A 17,627-nucleotide genomic window follows, 5' to 3' on the forward strand; every position below is an offset into this window, starting at 1 on the left:
CCATAATTCAATTAGTTGGCCGGAAGCTCCCGCTTCAGGAAATTCCAGAAGTTGTTGTAGAACAGATCGGCGACGTCGCGCTCGATCTCCTCGGCCGTCACCTGCCAGCCGGATGCCGCGATGTCAGCATACTTGTCGATCAGCGCGTCGCCGATGATCCGCTTGGAGTGGCTCCATTTGTAGACGACCTGATCGAGGACGCGCGCGTCGGAGTGCTGCGGGATCATGCTCGTACCCAGCATTTCCATCCGCATCCGGGTCATCTCGTCGATGAAGACCGGATTGTTCAGGAACCACCAGCAGCCGAACACCATCAGGTTGCGGAACTTGCGCGCCAGCACCGTCAGCTCCTGCTGATTCTCGCGGGAGAGCATCGTCACCAGGAATTTGTTCTGCGGGTATTGCAGCAGCATATGCTCAAGCGACTCCAGAGAGGCCTTGGCGACGAAATCGCCGGCATCGCCAAGCGCCGGATGAACTCTTTTCTTGACGCCGATCATCATCGCAAACGGGATGTTGCGCTCGCGGCTCACAGGCAGGATACAGTCGGCGATGACACGAGAGCGGTCCGAATCCTCCGGGAATGCGAAGTCAGGAGGCAGCGAAACAGCCATGTAGAGCGGCTTCATGCGGTCGATCCAGTCTGTCAGGAAGCGCTGCACCTCGCCGATCGTCGCTTCATTCCACTCGTCTTGCACCTCGTAGCCCCATTCGCGCAGCCGCGATTTGGTGTTGGCGTAGTCATTGAGCAGCGGGTCCATCCGCAGTACCGCGTGGAAGCGATCATCATACTCGACGCCGCTCAGCCAGACGTTGCGCTCTTCTTCATTGAAGACGTCATTGGTCATGACGACATGTTCAACCTTGGCCAGCTTCAGGGCTGCATCCACATGCTCGGCGGCCGTCATGCCGTCGAAGTACTTACGGTAGCTCGCCAGATCGCGGCTGCCCACGTCCTGGCCGAAGGCGTCCAGACAAGTCAGGACGCCGCGGCACGCTTCGCTGATCGGCGAATGGTTGATGAACAGCTCCTGCCAGATCAGCTCCGCCTGCTGCTGCTTGCTCAGCTTCCAGAAGTCCTCGATCGCAATGTCCGACCAGCGCATCACTTCGGCGACCAGATAGTGGTACGTCAGCAGCTCGTCGATACCGCGGAGCAGCAATCCGCCGAATTCCGGGGCGTACAGATGGGTATGCAGATCCGTTACCGGCTGCGCAGCTACCGTTTTGCGGACAAACTCCGCCAGTTGATCCTGTGCAATAACTGTCATGTCGATGATTCCTCCAATACAAATTGTGTAGAATGGAATGACTTCGTGATCAAAAGCGACTGCTGATGTTAGAGGGTTACGCCGTCCTTAAAGATCGCAATCTCCCGATACCCGTACAGCTCGTTGTTCGTCTCCTTGACGCCCGATGCGAGGTCCAGTACGTATCGGAACAGCGCATCCCTGACTTCATCCTTGTCGGCGCCGTCGATCAGTTGGCCGGCGTTGAAGTCGATCCAGTGCTTCTTGCGCTCGGCCAGTGTCGAGTTGGTCGAGATCTTCACCGTCGGCACAGCGCCGCCGAACGGCGTACCGCGTCCAGTCGTGAACAGGACGATATGCGCGCCTGCGGCGGCAAGCGCCGTCACTGACACCTGATCATTGCCCGGCGCCTGGACCAGATTAAGCCCCTGCGCGCGTACGCGCTCCCCGTAAGGCAGGACGTCCATCACATTGCTGGTGCCGCCCTTTTGCGTGCAGCCGAGCGACTTTTCCTCGAGCGTGCTGATGCCGCCGCTCTTATTGCCCGGGGACGGATTCTCATACACTTCCTGGCCGTAGCGGATGAAATAAGCCTTGAAGTCGTTGACCAGCGAGACGATCTTCTCGAAGGTGTCCTCGTCCTTGGCCCGGTTCATCAGTATCGTCTCCGCGCCGAACATCTCCGGCACCTCGGTCAGGATCGATGTGCCGCCGTAGCTGATCAGCTTATCCGAGAAGGCGCCGACGAGCGGATTGCCGGTGATGCCGGAGAAGCCGTCCGAGCCCCCGCACTTCAGCCCGACCTTCAGCTTGGAGACCGGGATCGGCTGACGGGTCATCGTCTCTGCATAATCGACCAGTTCGTCGAGCAGCTCCAGCCCGCGTTCCAGTTCGTTGTCCACCTCTTGCGCGGACATGAACTTGATGCGGCGGGGATCGGGATCTCCGATAACCTGCTTGAACTCGCCGATCTGGTTGTTCTCGCAGCCGAGCCCCACGACGAGCACGCCTGCGGCGTTGGGATGATTGGCAAGCGCAGCGAGCAGCTTCTGCGTGTAGCTCAGATCGTCGCCGAGCTGCGAGCAGCCCAGAGGATGGGAGAAATGATGGACCCCGTCGATGCCCCGTCCCGTATAGCGCTTACCGGCCAGCTTCTCTAGACGCTCGCACGTTTTGTTGATGCAGCCCACTGTATTGATAATCCAGATCTCGTTGCGAATACCGGCTTCGCCGTTCTCCCTCAGATAGCCGCTAAAGGTCGGCACCTCTGCCGGAGCGGGCGGCGGCTGGAGCTGCGGCTTGTAATCGTAGGACAACAGACCGGATAATCCCGACTTCAGATTGTGCGTATGCACCCACTGCCCGGGAGCAATATCCTGCTGCGCCACACCGATGGAATAGCCAAACTTGTAGACGTGCTCACCCTTGGCAATCGCTTTCACTGCTGCCTTGTGTCCGGCAGGGATGTCCTCGTGCAACGTTATTATTGTACCATCAATCTCGAATTCCGTCCCGGCCTTCGTCTCCTGATAGAGGATAAAAACCGAGTCTTCCTGATTAATCTTGATATAAGCATTCATCGCATCTCCTCCTCCTCCTGCGCGAGCAGAGCCGAGAGCGCGCTCACCAGCTGAGTATAGCAGCCTTCCTGCAGCTCGGCAGGCAGCTCCCGTCCGGGCGGCGACGTCCAGATGGCTTCTGATTCCATGACGCCTTCCACCAGCACCGTCAGATCCCGCGTCTGCTCATAGATCGTCCAGAGACCTGCAAACGCCGCCAGGCTATCCGCATTGTCTTTCAGCTCATACGTTTCTTTCCTGCCGCCCTTGACGCGGTATCCTTCCCAGATGTCGCCCCGGGCTGCGCACCGGTGGAAACGGATGAAGCAGGCCAGTGAAGCAATCATCGTATCCGGCACGATCCCCTGTGCCGCAGCATACTCGCGCAGGGTCGGCTGCAGCCGCGTCTGGAACTTCTGCACCGAGTTCAGCGCGATATCCAGCAGCTTGTGATCGATAAACGGATTGGCAAAGCGCTCCAGCGTTCGATTGATGTACGCCTCGGACTCTTCTGCCGGGAAAGGCAGCACAGCTGACACCGTCTCGCCCAGAAATCGCTTCAGCGGCGCAGCCACGCGTTCGTCAGCGATCGACTCCCGGACGATATCATGCCCCAGCAGATATGCCATTGGCACTAGAAAGGTGTGCGCACCGTTCAGGATACGCACCTTGCGCATGCTGTAAGGCTTGAGATCATGGACCCACTCGACTTGAAGACCCGCCTCGGCGAATGGCAGGCGGGATCTCAGCTCCGCATCTCCTTCGATAACCCACTGGTAATATGGCTCCGCAGCGACCAGCATCCGGTCTTCAAAACCGAGCCCTTGCTGCAGAGCGGCCGCCTCCGGCTCCGGAGGGTAGCCTGTGACGATCCGGTCGACGAGCGAGTTGACGAACCGGCTGGCATTACGGATGTAGCGTTCAAAGTCGGCGCCGAGCTGCCAGGCCTGAGCCTTCTGCAGCACCACCTCGCGCAGCGCATCTCCGGGCCGCGGCAGCAGCTCGCAAGGGACGATCACCACGCCGCTGTCCGGACCGAGGGTCTGGAAGCGGCGGAAGAGCCAGGCGGTCAGCTTGCCCGGGTAGGACAGGATCGGCCGGCCGGGATTGTAAGCTTCCTCTGTATAGACTACACCTGCTTCGGTCGTGTTGGAGAACACAAACTCAATCTGCGTCTCCTCCGCAGAAGCCATAAATGTCTCCCACTCGGCATAGGGATCGACGCACTGCGAGATGCTGCTGACCAGCTCGGTGCGGTCGATCGTCTCGCCGCCGCTGACGCCCCGCTCTACGAGCGTGAACAGCCCTTCCTGCTCCCGCAGCACCTCCAGCTTCGGCGCGCCAGCGGGCCTGGGCTGGGTGACCAGCACGGAGCCGCGGAACAAGCCCTGGCTGTTACTGCGATGGATCATCCAATTGACAAAGGCGCGGATAAAATTCCCTTCTCCGATCTGAATGGCCCTGACAGGCCAATCGCCCGTCTGTCCGGCAACAGCCGGATGCGAGCGCGTTAAACGCGGCAAATTCATATTAACCCTCCACCTCCTATATAATAACAACGTTGTTATAATGGCGTGCAGCCTCTCCTTCCAAACTGAGCGGAAGCCTAGCCGGGCGGGGCTGCAACCGAGCTGCGCACGTGAAGCACCGGTTTGATCGTCCGGCTGAGATGCTCTGCGCCATCCTGGAGAATCTGCATCATCATCTCCACTGTCTGCTCCGCTACCTCCTCAAGCGGCGGTCCCACCGAGGTCAGCGGCACTTCGGCATAAGCCATCTCGGGCAGCTCGTCATAACCGATAAGCGACATCTCTGAAGGTACGGCTATGCCACGCTCGGTGAAGGCCCGCAAAGCGCCGCGCGCGACCAGATTGTTGCTGCCGATGAACGCTGTCGGGGAGCCTTCTCCGTCAGGCAGCCGCATGATCGCCTCGTAGCCGTCCTCCCAGGACAATCCCCCAGGCAGCACGTAACCCGGCGTAAGCGGCAGGCCGACATCCAGAAGCGCTTCCTTGTAACCGCGCAGCTTGACCTCCTGGGTATCGCCGATGAAGCCGATCCGGCGGTGGCCAAGCCCATACAGATGCTCAACAGCGGCATAGATGCCCGCCTTGCGGTCAATCTGCAGGACGTGCACCGGGAGATGCAGGTTGCTGCCGACGACCAGCAGCGGCGTATCCAGCGTAGCCAGCCGCTTGGACAGCTTCAGCGCACGCTCCTCCACGTCTCCCCAGAAGATAAGGCCGTCAACCCGCATCTGCCTGAACCAGTCGGAAGCTTGCTCCGGCGGCGACATCATCATGACGATCTCGTAGCCATGGACCTGGAACATCTGGAAGAGGCGCATCGCAAGCTGGGCATAGAGGGGGTTGTTGACATCCTGCCAGATCAGACCGATCATCTGGCTCTTGCCGCTGACCAGCTGCCTGGCCAACAGGTTCCTCCGGTAACCGTATTGCTCCGCGATCTGCAGCACCTTGCGTTTGGTCTCTTCCTTCACCAGCGGACTGTCGTTAAGCGCTTTCGAGACTGTACTGAAGCTGCAGCCGGCGAGCTTGGCTATTTCTTTTATCGTGATCATCTTCTCACCCAACCCGCTTTCGCCTTGCTTTGCCTTCACTATAGCACAAACTGATTGCCAGAACAATAACAACGTTGTTATAAACGATCTAAATGCCATGCTAGGTCCAATTCCATACAAATAATAATAAACGCTCACAAATCCGGGATAAAGCCCGACAAAAAATAGTCCTTTTGGGCATCCATTATTCGACGTTTTTTTCTTAATCCTTCTGTTACGATCAAATTGAACTAAAACGAAAACGCAAGATAAGGAGTGATACAGTGAATTAGTGAAATGTTTCAGGGTCCATATTTGCTAAAACGAAAATATTGAAGGGAGTAATCCACATTGTTTAAAAAAAGGTACCTGACCATCTACCTGTCCCTCTTGATTATGGCATTCAGCCTGCCATCGGCCTTCGCAGACGAGTCCGCTTCAAATGAGGCTTTGCCGTTTGTTCTCCACAATGTGAATTTTGCTTTTGAAGAGCGGACAGACGCCGTTATTATAGACGCCGGCAATGATGTAAGCGGTTCCTCTTTGTCTGAATCCGATTTTTCAGTCCATGTCAAATTGACGCGAAAAGTCAACGCCAATTTTGTCGTGTATGATGGACCCAGAGTAGTCACTGACGTGTATGTCAGTCAAGTAAATGGTACCGGTTCTCCTGCCGACAGCGGCCGGTACATCATTGTTGATTTTGCCGACGTAGGTTGGGGCGACGGCGGGACCATGATTGATGGCGGCTACACGCTCGATCCCCAGTACACTATCACGTTCACAGGCGACAAGCTCGATTATGCGGACGGTTCCTCCCACATGCCGACTTTCGTCCAGAGCGGCATGGTCAGTCCGGTCCTGGATAAGTACAAATATGCGAACCATGATGGACTGGATTACAGTTACTTCTATAACGAGGAGGCCGGGCAGCCGTTGCCGCTGGTCGTATTCTTCCATGGCGGCGGGCAGGGCAACGATATCTATACGCCGATCCGCTTCAGCAACGGCGGCACCGTATGGGCCAATCCCGAGAATCAGGAGAAATATCCAACCCATGTGCTGGCTCCTCGCAATGCCACGACTGTAGAGAGCATGCACAAGGTGAAAGCTGTCATCGACGGGATGATCGAAGCGGGCAAGGTTGATCCGAACCGGGTCTATATCACTGGCTTCTCGATGGGCGGCGGCTCCACCTGGACCTTCCTGCGCACCTATCCCGACTTCGCCGCTGCGGCAGCGCCCCTGTGCCCTGCAGGTGGACCGCAAAACGTAGAGAATGCGCTGAAAGTAGCGAATCTCCCGCTTTGGACATTTGTCGATGAAGAAGATTTCTTATACAACTCCGTGGTGAATACCGACAGAACCTATTCACCTTATTGGAACGACTCTCTGTTGACGATCATTCCTTTCAATCAATTGCATGAACCTCCATACAACGGTCACAGGTTCGACGGGCACTCCGTATGGCTGCCGGTCTACAACGAATATGTGCATCCAGACCGCGGTATGCTGATTGACTGGCTGTTCTCCCAGAGCAAGATCAGGGGCATCGCCGAAACAGAGGTGATTACGGAAGCCGGGATTGCTCCTGTACTGCCAGAAACGGTGGCTGTAGATGTCAATCATAGCGCTACCGGGGTGGCGACGGAAAACCGTCCGGTTGTATGGGATGCGATTGATCCTTCCCGTTATGCCGCGTCTGGCGTGTTTGAAGTCTTGGGCACGATCGAGGGCGTGCTTGAGAAGGCGAAGGCTACGGTAACTGTTGTCTCCACTGCTTCCAGCTCCGCGACTTTGACAGGACCGGAGTGGGTCCAAACCGGCCAGCAATTCGAAGTCATCTATGGTCTGAAAGGCATCGAACACGACGTCTATGCACAAGACATTACCATTGCATATGACACCGATAAGCTCGAACTGGCGGGCGCTCCCGTCTCGGTCAATTCGAATATATTTGTTATTGCCGGCACAGAGGAACAAGCAGGCAGTATCCGGATACTCGGCATCCATGTCGGCGAAAGTGTGGATCAACCAAATCAAAATCTGATTAAGCTTAGCTTCCGTGCCAAGAATACAACTGGCGTAACCGATATCCAGGTCTCGCAGCTCGTCATCGCTGACGGCGAAGGCGTCGAATCCGTCGTTGACGGAGATACGCATATCGTCGAGATTCGCCGGCCGATCATCCCTGGCGATTTCAATAACGACGACAGAGTAAGCGTCGGCGACCTGGCCTTGGTAGCCAAAGCATATGGCAAAACCTCGGAGAGTCCGGATTGGAATCAAGTGAAGCAATACGACATCAATAACGATGGCTTCATCGATATTGAAGATCTTGTCGCACTGGCGCGTCTCATCCTGACAAACTAATTGCATGGCTGCAGCCCCGGGGTATCGCCAATCCTTGAAGTGCTGATACCCTGGGCGCTGTCCCTCATCTATCTATTCCTATATATCGACTATGAGCGGGGAGACGATTAGTTTGAAGATTCGAATACTGCATCTGCTGCTGTCCACATTTCTGCTATTCGCGATGCTGCCGGCGCTGGCGAATGCCGAGGATAAGCCCGTATTCTCATTGAGCAGCTCCATTAACGAAGCAGTGATTGGCAATGAAGTCACGATTACTGTTGAAGGCCAAAACGTATCCGATGCTTATGGCTTCGAGGTTCGTCTATCCTATGATCCGACCGTGCTGACCTTCCTTCAGGCAACCACGACCTGGAGCGGCTTCACCGTTCCGGCGATCGTGGAGAGCGGGAGTCTGACTTTCGCCCATACGAAGGTAGGCAGAACCAAGGGGGAGAACGGACATGTACGCTTTGCCTCTGTGCGATTCCAAGTTATCGGTCAGGGCGATGCCGATATCCGATTGACACGCGTCAAGCTGGTCGACAGCGAAACCGGAAGCACAACGGCTGAACCAGACTTCCTGCTCAAGGTCAGTACGCCAGTGAAGGAAGAGGCCGACTACTATGTAGACACCAAGGGCCACTGGGCAGAAAAAGAGATTGCAAGAGCAACAGAACAAGGCTGGATCACCGGATATCCTGATGGACGCTTCGCCCCGCAGGAAGAGGTCACTCGCGCCCAGTTCACTACGATGCTCTCCAGAGCACTCGCACTGTCTGCCTCATCAGAGGCGATCCACACGTTCCAGGACGATGATCAGATTCCGGCGTATGCCAAACCCCATATCCAGCGAACAGCCGCTGCGGGCTTGATCAGAGGGTATGAAGACGGCACGTTCAGACCATCGCGCTGGATCAATCGATCCGAGATCACGGTCATGCTGATGCGTGTCCTGGGATACGAAGACGACAGGGAATCCAGTCTGCCGCTCACCTATGCCGATGCAGATCTCATCCCGCAGTGGGCGTATCCGGCCGTGGCAGCAGCGACGGACAAGGGCATCGTCCAGGGAAGGAGCGCCAACCTGTTCGCTCCCGGCGGCGATACGACCCGAGCTGAAGCCGTGACCTTAATCTTGAGACTGTTAGATCATAAATAGGAGTGAAACATATCATTTCTTATAATTGAAAGCAAAATCGCCTGTCTATACACGAAGAATCGACTGCCGCTACCGTCGCTCTTGTGTACAGACAGGCTGTCTTATGCCTTCTTGTGCCTTATGGCAGGATCAGGTCCATCAGACGGGCCTGGCCCCAGGGCGCGATCCGCACCGAGACCAGCATATCCTCACGCTGTTCCTCCAGAGCCCGCCCTGTCCCTTCCTGCACATAATATCGCTCCAGTCCGTATCTCACCTGGATCGCGTTAAAGCCGGTATAGGTTACTTTGCCTTTCAATACAGCTTCATTCTCATCAGCTTCCGGACGGCTGGGAGAGACCTCGACGGCCTCGTATACCCCTTCCCCGCCGCTCGTCCGGCGCAGCTTCACATAGACGGTATCCCTGGCATCCGGCAGTCCGGTTCCTCCCGTCCACAGTGCAACGTCCAGACGGCTGATCTCATATTCCAGGATGACATAATCACCATAGAACAGATCCCGAGGATCCACAGGAGCAGTCTTCAGCACGATCTGCTGCCCGTACCACCCTGCTGCCGCATAGGTGAAAGCCATGCCGCCCAGCACGACAATCTGCAGCGCGACCAGGAGGATGAGCAGCACGCGTCGACGTTCGGTTCTAGGCATCCTTATCCTCTCCTTCTGTTGTCAGGAAGCTTCTCCTGCGCCGGTTCAGATACCAGCTGAGCACCAGCAGCAACACGCCGCCCAGCAAGAAAAACAACGATTTGTCCATGAAGTCCCATGCCAGCCGCGTATAGGCCAGCAAGATCGCGAACAGGAACAGCAATGTGCCAAGATTGATCCGGAAGCGCCACTGCTCGGTATAGCCATGCCATAAGACATACAGTGAATAGAAACATAAGGCCAGCAGATAGAGCAATCCCGTTCCCTGCGGGATGAAGAACCAGGGCAGCAGCAGCAGCCAGTCTCCCAGCGTGCTCGTTCTTCCGTACTGTCTCTTGCCGATCGAGGAAAGCGCCAGCAGCGTCGCAAACACGATCAGGAAGGTTATCGAAGCGGCCAGCTCGCTCCCTGCAAAAGCAAGCGCGGGGATCTCATCCGGGAACAGCACCATCACGATACCAAACAGATACATCCCCGTCATGACGCTGCCCTGCAGGGCATATGCATCTTCACGGGATCTGAGCCAGTCCGCTGCCGCATACATAGCGAGGGCCGGGAGGAAGAACCAGACGATCTTCCACTCCTGCATCCCGATCAGCATCACCGACTGCACCATCAGACTAAGCCCGAGCACCCATGCCAGCCAACCGTTACGATGCACGAGCCAGTACCAGCCCAGACCGATCGCCAGCACCAGAAAAGCCATAATATTGAACTGATCCGTATCGGCAAGGCTGTAGCCTTGCGCGATATTCAGCACAAGTGCTGTATAAACAAATAAAAAACGGGACGGATAAAGCCAGGTCAGCAGCACGCCGGCGGCGCCCCATAGCAGGAATGCCGTCGATTGCGCCAGCAGCAGATGGTACATTTGCACGATCAGGAAGATCGAGCCACCAAAGGTAGTCAGGCCGATCGCCAGCAGCGCGATGCCCAGCCGCTTGTCGCCTTGACGGTGGAAGCGCTCGCCAGCGATATAAAAGCCGGTCATCGCGGCGATCAGCAGCAGCAGCCGCCAGAGATGACCGATCGCTTGCCAGTTGGCCGCTACATAGGTCAGGATGCCGATGCCGACCAGCAGGCTGCCAAGAATCGGCAGGATGCCTACGGCACGTTTTTTCTCGTCGTACAGCGACAATAGCCGGTCTGCCTGATCAGAGGATATAATCTCTTGATCCACCCACTTCGGCGCTTCTTTCTCCAGCCACTTGCGAGACATAAGCATCACTCCTTAGAGATCGGATCATTGAACTTGCAAGCTGATCCTACCCTTAGTATAGCTCGCTGCCTGGCATTTCATAGTCCTATTCTTCTCTAGTACCCCTCACACAAGCCGCTGAAAAAGAGAGCTCCCGGCCGGGTTGGCCAGGAGCTCACGTACAGCAGCAATAAATTAGACGCCTGAATAAGACATAAACCCGCCATCCACTGGCACGGTAATGCCCGTTACAAAGCCCGACATCTCCTCGTCAGCCAGCCAGATGAGCGTGCCGAGCAGATCCTCCGGCTTGCCGAAGCGGCGCATCGGCGTGTGCGCCATGATCTTGTGCGAGCGCTCGGTCAGCGAGCCGTCCTCATGCGTCAGCAGCCGGCGGTTCTGCTCCGTCAGGAAAAACCCCGGCGCGATCGCATTGACGCGAATGCCAGCATCCGCCATGTGCACGGCCAGCCATTGCGTAAAGTTGTCGATGGCCGCTTTGGCAGCGCTGTAGGCCGGCACTTTGGTCATCGGGGAAGGAGCGCTCATCGAAGACATGTTGATGACAACAGCTCCCGGCTGGTGCATCATCCGCCGGGCGAACACTTGCGTGGGGATGAGCGTGCCGATGAAGTTCAGATCGAACACATGACCGAACCCATCCACACCGAGGTCAAAAAAACTGGTGACAGCCGGGTCGTCTACATCCTCCGGACGATAAGTCTCACTGGTCGTGCTGCCCTTCGGATGGTTGCCGCCCGCCCCGTTGATGAGGATGTCGCACCCGCCGAACGTTTCTGCGATGATGACATCGGCCCGCTCCACGCTTGCTTTGTCCAATACATCGCAGGCGACCGCGATCGCTTCGCCGCCCTGCTCGCGGATCGCCGCCGCGACAGCCTCGCCCTTCTCGGCTGTACGGTTCAGGATCGCCACCTTGACGCCGTGTCTTCCAAGCTCGCGGGCCATCGCCGCACACAGTACGCCGCTCCCTCCCGTGATGACTGCGGTCTTGCCCGCCAATTGCGGATGAATCGGTATCATGCCCCATACCTCCCTTGTGATTGCCGCTCCAATGAATCCCAGATCCCCCATAAATACATGATGCCCAGCGCCCGGTCATACAGTCCGTAGCCCGGCCTGCACTCTTCGTCCCAGATATGCCGGCCGTGATCCGGTCTGACATAACCAGTATATCCCTGCTCGTGGTACGCGGCGACGACATCGCAGATATCGACGGTTCCGTCCTGGGCGCGGTGCGACGTCTCGATAAAATCGCCATTGTCATAGAGGCGGATATTGCGGATATGGGCAAACGGAATACGATCGCCGAATTCACGGATCATCGCCGCAATATCATTGTCGGGGCGGGCGCCCAGCGAACCGCTGCACAGCGTCACGCAATTGTACGGACTATCCACAAGCTGCAGCAGCCGGCGGATGTTGTCCCGCGTCGTGATGATGCGCGGCAGCCCGAAGATCGAGTAAGGCGGGTCGTCGGGATGGATCGCCATCTTGATATCCAGCCGCTCGGCGGTCGGGATAATCGCATCCAGAAAATAACGCAGGTTGTCCCACAAATCTTCCTCGGACACTTGTCTGTAAGCCTCAAAGCTGGAAGACAGATGAGCGAGCCGCTCCGGTTCCCAGCCCGGCATGGAATATTCGGGATTGACCGCGATCTTCCTGACCAGCTCCAGCGGATCCATCTGGTCGACTCTGGACTTTTCGAAGAACAGAGCCGTCGAACCGTCCTCCAGCTCGCGGAACAGCTCGGTACGGACCCAGTCGAAGACGGGCATAAAATTGTAGCAGATCGTCTTGACGCCGACCTGGGCGAGCTTTTCCATCGTACGCTTGTAGTTCTCGATATAACCGTCGCGTGTCGATAAGCCGAGCTTGATGTCCTCATGAATATTAACACTCTCGACGACGTCCAGATGCAGCCCGTACGGCTCCACTTGCTGCTGCAGCGCCATAATCTTGTCCATCGGCCACTCGTCACCCGGCAGTTCCTCGTGCAGCGACCAGGCGATGCCCTCGACCCCCGGAATCTGGATAATCTGCTGCAACGTCACACTGTCATTGCCTTCTCCGTACCACCGGAATACCATCCTCATCTCTCCTGCTCCTCCTCAAAAAAATGTGGATAACGCGCAATGAGCTCCGGCAGCTCTTCCTCCAGCTTGCCAATATGTACCTTCAGCCTGGCAGCGGTCTGCTCCTCATCGCCGCGTCTCAAGGCTTCCAGCAGACCCATATGCTCCTCCATCACATGCTCCATATGACGGAACTCGCGCATCGACAGCAGACGCATCCGGTTGATATGCGCACGCACCTGATCGATGATCTCCTGCAGCATGGCATTGCCGGCAACAGCCATGATCTGCCGATGGAACGCTTCGTCTGCCAGAAGGAAGCCGTACATGTCGCCCGCCTGCGCCGCCAGCCGCTGCTTCTCCAACAGCTCGGTCAGCCGTTGCTCGGTCAGCGAGCGGTCGGCAAGCGGCCAGAGACTGGCAGCCTGGCGGAAAGCGCCTTCTTCCAGCTGCTCCCGGACAAATCTCGCCTCTGCCACCCGAGCAACCGAGATGCGGGCGATCCGGGTGCCTCGCTGCGGCAGCACCTCGATCAGCTTCTCTCCCGCCAGCATCCGGATCGCCTCGCGGATCGGAGTGCGGCTGACACGCAATGCTGCCGCCAGTTCATTCTCATAGAGCATCGAGCCAGGCTCAGCCTGCAGGCTGACGATGACTTCCCGGATCTGCTCGTAAACTCTTGTACCGAGCGATTGTCGCTCAGGCGGGTCCACAGGTGAGAATGTCATTGTCACATCAACTCCTGGTTCGTTATCATCATCAATTCAAGTTTATCATCTTCTATGTATACTTGTATACAAGTACAGTTCAATTTCCGTTGCCTCTTAATCTCATTTAGATGTTTAAAACTGTTAATTTCCGGGTAATTGATACTGCCATTTATAGCCAAGCTGTCAATCCTAACAATCTGAAAGGGGGAAGCCCATTGATGCCGCTTATACTCCTCATTCTGATCATCGTCCTTGCGGCTGTTTTGATCGTCATGCTGGGCAGGCAGCAGTGGGGAAGGAACGAGACCGGGCGGCCTTCGAAGGAGAGAAGCCCATCAGCAGCTCAGCATTCGTTTCTTCTTCCTTTCTCTACCGAGGAGCTCCCGCCAGTAACGGATCATCCGATGTCTGAGCGGGTAAGACTGGTATCCGAGGCAGCCGCCGGACAGCTCGCGAGTCTGCGCAGGATCGCTGCCCGGCTAGCCGACAGAGAAGTCGCCGCCCAGCTCCATGCGCTATGTGTCAGCTCCGAGAGCATCGCGGGCAAGCTCCGTCTCCGTCCGGGAGGATTGACGCTGGTTAGACGTCATTATGACTATTATCTGCCGACCACAGTCGAGCTGCTCCAGCAGTACGATCGTTTGATCCACAGCCCCGTCTATACCAAAGAAATGGAATTTCAGGTGAAGCGCATCGAGAATCTGCTTCCCAGTCTCCGTGCAAACTTCGATAAATATGTGCACAAACTGATGCGTCACGAGCTTATCGATATCGAGGTGGAAGTAGGTACACTCGAACAGGTGATGCGATCCGAGCGGGCATCCGGTTAACTCTGGGGTGCAACGACTTTACAAGGAGGAATAGATGATGAACAACACGACGGCGATCCCCCAGGCAGCTGCTGGAACTAACGGCACGGACCTGTCCGGCATCCTTGGACAGCTGACCCCGATCGAGCTCCAGCAAGCGCGCCGGCTTGCAGACACCCTGTCGAGGGACGAATCCAGCTCTGTCGCCAGCTTCGGCAGCGCCATCCAGGAGGATATCGCTGCTTTTGCAGGCTCCATCCTCGCCCAGATCCGCAGCAGCGACAGCGGGGAGATCGGAAGTGCAGTCACCGAGCTGATCCTGACGCTGCAGCAGACGCCGACGGAAGAGAAGCCTGCACGCTCCCTGATGAAGCTGCCCTTTGTCGGCAAGCTGGTGGCAAGCGCCAAGCGAACAGCCCAGCAATCCCGCAGCCTTGAAGACCAGGTCGAGCTGATCCGTGACCGTCTCGACGCAGCCTACATCATGCTGCAGAAAGATATCCAACTGCTGGATATCGTGCTCAAGCGCAATTATGATTACTTCAAACAGTTGGATCTTCACATCGCCGCCGTACAGCTGCGTCTGGAGGAAGCCATCACAGAGGAGCGCCCGCGCCTGCAGCAAAAGGCAGCTGAAGGCAGCGACCCCTGGGCCGACCAGCGGGTGAGCGAGCTGGAAGACTTCATCCGCCGACTGGAGCTGAGGCTCGACGACTTCCGCCGGACGAGATACATCTCGCTGGCACAAGCGCCTCGGATCCGCCTGCTGCAGCAAGGGGAACAACTGATGATGGAGAAAATCCAGTCCGTCATCTATAATCTGATCCCGCTCTGGAAGATGGATCTTGTCACAAGTATGGCCCAGGCGAGAGTCGGGCGGGCGCTGGACGTCCACAATCAGGTGAAAGAGCAGATCGAGACCAGCATGCAGCGCAGCGCCGAACGGCATCGCGAGCTCACGCTTGAGGTGGCTGCTCGCAGTGAACAGGGCATGATCAGCATGGACACCCTGCGCTCCGTGCATCAGGAGCTGCTCATGACGCTGGAGGAGACGATGACGATCTATGATGAAGGCAGACAGCAGCGTTCCGAGGCCGAGGCTGAGCTGCAGCTGATGGAGCGTCAGTTGAAGGAGAAGCTGGCGGCCACGATCGGGCTCAGTCCAGGCGAACGCTACGCTTGATTTATCCCGTTAACGCACACCAAGAAGCCCTGCGTCGCAACACTGCGACGCAGGGCTTTTTGGTGTGCATGTTAAGTATGCACGGAGTGGGACTGCTTCCTCAGTTTCCTCCCCTTCATTCATAAGGTCGGTACTTCTCGCGCAACTGGCTCGCCATAGCTTTGCGCTCCTCCACATCGCCGCGCAAAAACAGCCTCACTGCGCCTTCCTCCAACACAGGGTTTAATTTCTTCCGTTTGACCAGCGAGGACAGGCTTTGTTTGGAAATTTGGAGATAGTCGCTCACAGCTGAAGCTGTCATGACATGCTGACGAATCAATCGGGTTAACTCCTCGCGTCTCATCTTCATAATCACCTCATATTGCCAACCATATCATGCCTTGTCCGCCTAGTAAACCCCAAAGCTGAAATTCTCTGTTTACAAAGGTAAGTAGATATGATATATTAAAGGTTATTTCCAAAAGGTGGTGACAATTACGAAAACCCCAAAGGAAGTTCTCCATGACGAAGATGTCCAGACTGCTTATGCTTTAGAAACCGTTCTTCATGTCTATTCCCTGCAAGCAGCAGACGGGCGGGCGTTAGCTGCCGGTATAGTGACCGACTGGAATGAAGAGGCGTTCTTTATCGATCATATTGCATATATCCGGGACCGTCATGTCTTCCTGAACTTTGAGTCCTAGATTAAACCTCCCACATAAGCCCCAACTCAAAAACACACCCTCGCCAGGCCAGCTGACGGGGGTGCTGCACGGATAAAGCGTACGCTTCTCGAATCAGTTGAACCTTCTTAAGCTTCTAGTACAGGAACGTGCAGGAGATGATAACCAGCAGGATGAACAGGACAAGAATTGCGCCGGTGGATGTACCATGAAACCCGCCATAACCGCCTACAGCATTACCCATGTTGTTTCCTCCTTTAATTTAGGCTACACCACAACATATGCGACGGGCGGCCAGAGGACTGGGTGTTTTGGCAATTTTTATCGATCCCTGCGATTATGGGCGCTGTATCGATTATTTCTTCGCACCATGGATTATGCTATAATATTCAAACAGTATGCAAGTACAGGTCATAGATCCGTAAGGGAGGTCCAATGAACAAAGTAAAACTATTCTCCGGCTCATCCAATCGGCCCCTTGCGGAGCAGATTTGCAAAAGTCTCGGTATCCCGCTGGGCAAGATCGACATCTCCCGGCTGGGAAGCGGCGAGATCCATGTCTCGTATGAGGAATCAATCCGGACATGCGATGTATTCATCGTCCAATCACTGTCGCATCCTGTCAATGAGAATCTTGTCGAGCTGCTCATTATGATCGATGCCGCCAAACGCGCTTCGGCCAAAACGATCAATCTCGTCATGCCTTATTACGGCTATGCCCGGCAAGAACGCAAATCGGCTCCTCGCGAACCCATCTCGGCCAAGCTCGTCGCAGACGTCCTGACCTCAGTGGGAGCAGACCGGCTGGTGACTATCGATCTCCATGCCGACCCAATCCAGGGCTTCTACGAGATCCCTGTCGATCATCTTACCGCGCTTGATCTCATCACAGATTACCTGCGCAATAAGGGCATCGTCAATCCGGTGGTCGTCTCTCCCGATGCTGGACGGGCCGGAACCGCCGAGAAGCTGGCCGACAGTCTGGACTGTCCGTTCGCCATCATGATCAAGAACCGGCCAGCGCACAATATGTCGGAGATTACGCATATCATCGGCGAAGTCGAAGGGATGACACCGATCATCATCGAGGATCTCATCGATACCGGCAGCACCATCGTCAATGTCGTCGAAGCTCTCAAGAAGAACGGCGCGAGCAATGCCTATGTCTGTGCGACGCACGGCCTGTTCTCCGCTGACGGCTTGCAAAAGCTGGATAACCCCAATATCGAGGAAGTCGTCATCACCGACACGATTGCCCTTCCCGAGAAGCACTCGTCCAGATTCGTCATGATCCCGATGGCGCCCAGACTTGCGACTGCGATCCAGATCATCACCCAGGGCGGATCGATCGATACCTTGATCAAATCGCATTAGAGTAGACCCACAAAGCAAGATTCATCTTCAAAATAAAACCAAGGGGCTGTCCCAAAAGTCATT

The 17,627-nt window shown here is 56.2% G+C and carries 17 protein-coding genes; 6 read left to right on the forward strand and 11 right to left on the reverse strand.

The annotated features are described in order from the left end of the window. Positions 1–11: 11 nt before the first annotated feature. The 4 genes from ABC336_RS03700 to ABC336_RS03715 all read right to left on the reverse strand — a co-directional run bounded on the left by ABC336_RS03700 (position 12) and on the right by ABC336_RS03715 (position 5,402). Positions 12–1,271, reverse strand: a complete 1,260-nt coding sequence (locus ABC336_RS03700) for a glucuronate isomerase (protein ID WP_413237380.1) — start codon at positions 1,269–1,271, stop codon at positions 12–14. Positions 1,272–1,339: 68 nt separating this feature from the next. Further along, positions 1,340–2,830, reverse strand: a complete 1,491-nt coding sequence (locus ABC336_RS03705) for a UxaA family hydrolase (protein ID WP_413237381.1) — start codon at positions 2,828–2,830, stop codon at positions 1,340–1,342. Continuing rightward, positions 2,827–4,338: a tagaturonate reductase gene (locus ABC336_RS03710; RefSeq protein WP_413237382.1), complete on the reverse strand. Its 1,512-nt coding sequence runs from the start codon at positions 4,336–4,338 to the stop codon at positions 2,827–2,829. Before ABC336_RS03710 ends, ABC336_RS03705 begins: the two co-directional genes overlap by 4 nt. A gap of 77 nt (positions 4,339–4,415) precedes the next feature. Next, complete coding sequence (locus ABC336_RS03715; protein ID WP_413237383.1) at positions 4,416–5,402, reverse strand: LacI family DNA-binding transcriptional regulator; 987 nt, start codon at positions 5,400–5,402, stop codon at positions 4,416–4,418. A gap of 318 nt (positions 5,403–5,720) precedes the next feature. Here ABC336_RS03715 and ABC336_RS03720 point away from each other — a divergent pair, with 318 nt between their 5' ends. Beyond that, positions 5,721–7,742, forward strand: a complete 2,022-nt coding sequence (locus tag ABC336_RS03720) for a cohesin domain-containing protein (RefSeq protein WP_413237384.1) — start codon at positions 5,721–5,723, stop codon at positions 7,740–7,742. A gap of 112 nt (positions 7,743–7,854) precedes the next feature. After that, on the forward strand, positions 7,855–8,883 hold the full coding sequence (locus ABC336_RS03725; RefSeq protein ID WP_413237385.1) for an S-layer homology domain-containing protein: 1,029 nt from the start codon (positions 7,855–7,857) through the stop codon (positions 8,881–8,883). 118 nt (positions 8,884–9,001) lie between these two features. Here the strand turns inward: ABC336_RS03725 and ABC336_RS03730 are convergent, their stop codons facing one another. From ABC336_RS03730 to ABC336_RS03750, 5 genes are all read right to left on the reverse strand, one after another. Then, positions 9,002–9,529, reverse strand: coding sequence for a GDYXXLXY domain-containing protein (locus ABC336_RS03730; RefSeq protein WP_413237386.1), 528 nt, complete (start codon positions 9,527–9,529; stop codon positions 9,002–9,004). Next, on the reverse strand, positions 9,522–10,748 hold the full coding sequence (locus ABC336_RS03735; RefSeq protein WP_413237387.1) for a DUF2157 domain-containing protein: 1,227 nt from the start codon (positions 10,746–10,748) through the stop codon (positions 9,522–9,524). Before ABC336_RS03735 ends, ABC336_RS03730 begins: the two co-directional genes overlap by 8 nt. Positions 10,749–10,922: 174 nt before the next feature. Beyond that, positions 10,923–11,771, reverse strand: a complete 849-nt coding sequence (locus ABC336_RS03740) for an SDR family oxidoreductase (RefSeq protein ID WP_413237388.1) — start codon at positions 11,769–11,771, stop codon at positions 10,923–10,925. Next, positions 11,768–12,847, reverse strand: coding sequence for a mannonate dehydratase (uxuA, locus tag ABC336_RS03745; protein ID WP_413237389.1), 1,080 nt, complete (start codon positions 12,845–12,847; stop codon positions 11,768–11,770). The genes ABC336_RS03740 and uxuA overlap by 4 nt, the downstream gene beginning before the upstream one ends. After that, on the reverse strand, positions 12,844–13,554 hold the full coding sequence (locus ABC336_RS03750) for a GntR family transcriptional regulator (protein WP_413237390.1): 711 nt from the start codon (positions 13,552–13,554) through the stop codon (positions 12,844–12,846). The genes uxuA and ABC336_RS03750 overlap by 4 nt, the downstream gene beginning before the upstream one ends. Before the next feature lie 200 nt (positions 13,555–13,754). Between ABC336_RS03750 and ABC336_RS03755 the strand changes: the two genes are divergently transcribed. Together ABC336_RS03755 and ABC336_RS03760 are read left to right on the forward strand one after the other, a co-directional pair. Beyond that, on the forward strand, positions 13,755–14,366 hold the full coding sequence (locus ABC336_RS03755) for a 5-bromo-4-chloroindolyl phosphate hydrolysis family protein (RefSeq protein WP_413237391.1): 612 nt from the start codon (positions 13,755–13,757) through the stop codon (positions 14,364–14,366). Positions 14,367–14,400: 34 nt separating this feature from the next. Beyond that, positions 14,401–15,528: a toxic anion resistance protein gene (locus ABC336_RS03760; protein ID WP_413237392.1), complete on the forward strand. Its 1,128-nt coding sequence runs from the start codon at positions 14,401–14,403 to the stop codon at positions 15,526–15,528. A 115-nt stretch (positions 15,529–15,643) separates the two neighbouring features. On the opposite strand, the gene ABC336_RS03765 is transcribed toward ABC336_RS03760, so the two are convergent. After that, on the reverse strand, positions 15,644–15,877 hold the full coding sequence (locus tag ABC336_RS03765; RefSeq protein ID WP_413237393.1) for a DNA-binding protein: 234 nt from the start codon (positions 15,875–15,877) through the stop codon (positions 15,644–15,646). Positions 15,878–15,992: 115 nt separating this feature from the next. On the opposite strand from ABC336_RS03765, the gene ABC336_RS03770 reads away from it, so the two are divergent. Continuing rightward, complete coding sequence (locus ABC336_RS03770) at positions 15,993–16,211, forward strand: hypothetical protein (RefSeq protein ID WP_413237394.1); 219 nt, start codon at positions 15,993–15,995, stop codon at positions 16,209–16,211. A gap of 115 nt (positions 16,212–16,326) precedes the next feature. Here the strand turns inward: ABC336_RS03770 and ABC336_RS03775 are convergent, their stop codons facing one another. Further along, entirely contained in the window at positions 16,327–16,434 is a 108-nt protein-coding gene (locus ABC336_RS03775) for a hypothetical protein (protein ID WP_020616996.1), read from the reverse strand. Between the two features lie 191 nt (positions 16,435–16,625). Between ABC336_RS03775 and ABC336_RS03780 the strand changes: the two genes are divergently transcribed. Next, entirely contained in the window at positions 16,626–17,564 is a 939-nt protein-coding gene (locus ABC336_RS03780) for a ribose-phosphate diphosphokinase (RefSeq protein WP_413237395.1), read from the forward strand. Positions 17,565–17,627: the final 63 nt, after the last annotated feature.

The sequence above is a fragment of the Paenibacillus jepli genome (assembly GCF_047238105.1).
Classification (GTDB): domain Bacteria; phylum Bacillota; class Bacilli; order Paenibacillales; family Paenibacillaceae; genus Paenibacillus_D.

What these genes read in the sequence shown, in the direction of transcription:
- ABC336_RS03760 (WP_413237392.1), top strand. Translation starts at nt 14,401, where the DNA reads ATGATGAACAACACGACGGCGATCCCCCAGGCAGCTGCTGGAACTAAC.
- ABC336_RS03710 (WP_413237382.1), bottom strand. Translation starts at nt 4,338, where the DNA reads ATGAATTTGCCGCGTTTAACGCGCTCGCATCCGGCTGTTGCCGGACAG.
- uxuA (WP_413237389.1), bottom strand. Translation starts at nt 12,847, where the DNA reads ATGAGGATGGTATTCCGGTGGTACGGAGAAGGCAATGACAGTGTGACG.
- ABC336_RS03775 (WP_020616996.1), bottom strand. Translation starts at nt 16,434, where the DNA reads ATGGGTAATGCTGTAGGCGGTTATGGCGGGTTTCATGGTACATCCACC.
- ABC336_RS03700 (WP_413237380.1), bottom strand. Translation starts at nt 1,271, where the DNA reads ATGACAGTTATTGCACAGGATCAACTGGCGGAGTTTGTCCGCAAAACG.
- ABC336_RS03730 (WP_413237386.1), bottom strand. Translation starts at nt 9,529, where the DNA reads ATGCCTAGAACCGAACGTCGACGCGTGCTGCTCATCCTCCTGGTCGCG.
- ABC336_RS03740 (WP_413237388.1), bottom strand. Translation starts at nt 11,771, where the DNA reads ATGATACCGATTCATCCGCAATTGGCGGGCAAGACCGCAGTCATCACG.
- ABC336_RS03750 (WP_413237390.1), bottom strand. Translation starts at nt 13,554, where the DNA reads ATGACATTCTCACCTGTGGACCCGCCTGAGCGACAATCGCTCGGTACA.
- ABC336_RS03705 (WP_413237381.1), bottom strand. Translation starts at nt 2,830, where the DNA reads ATGAATGCTTATATCAAGATTAATCAGGAAGACTCGGTTTTTATCCTC.
- ABC336_RS03765 (WP_413237393.1), bottom strand. Translation starts at nt 15,877, where the DNA reads ATGAAGATGAGACGCGAGGAGTTAACCCGATTGATTCGTCAGCATGTC.
- ABC336_RS03780 (WP_413237395.1), top strand. Translation starts at nt 16,626, where the DNA reads ATGAACAAAGTAAAACTATTCTCCGGCTCATCCAATCGGCCCCTTGCG.
- ABC336_RS03735 (WP_413237387.1), bottom strand. Translation starts at nt 10,748, where the DNA reads ATGTCTCGCAAGTGGCTGGAGAAAGAAGCGCCGAAGTGGGTGGATCAA.
- ABC336_RS03755 (WP_413237391.1), top strand. Translation starts at nt 13,755, where the DNA reads ATGCCGCTTATACTCCTCATTCTGATCATCGTCCTTGCGGCTGTTTTG.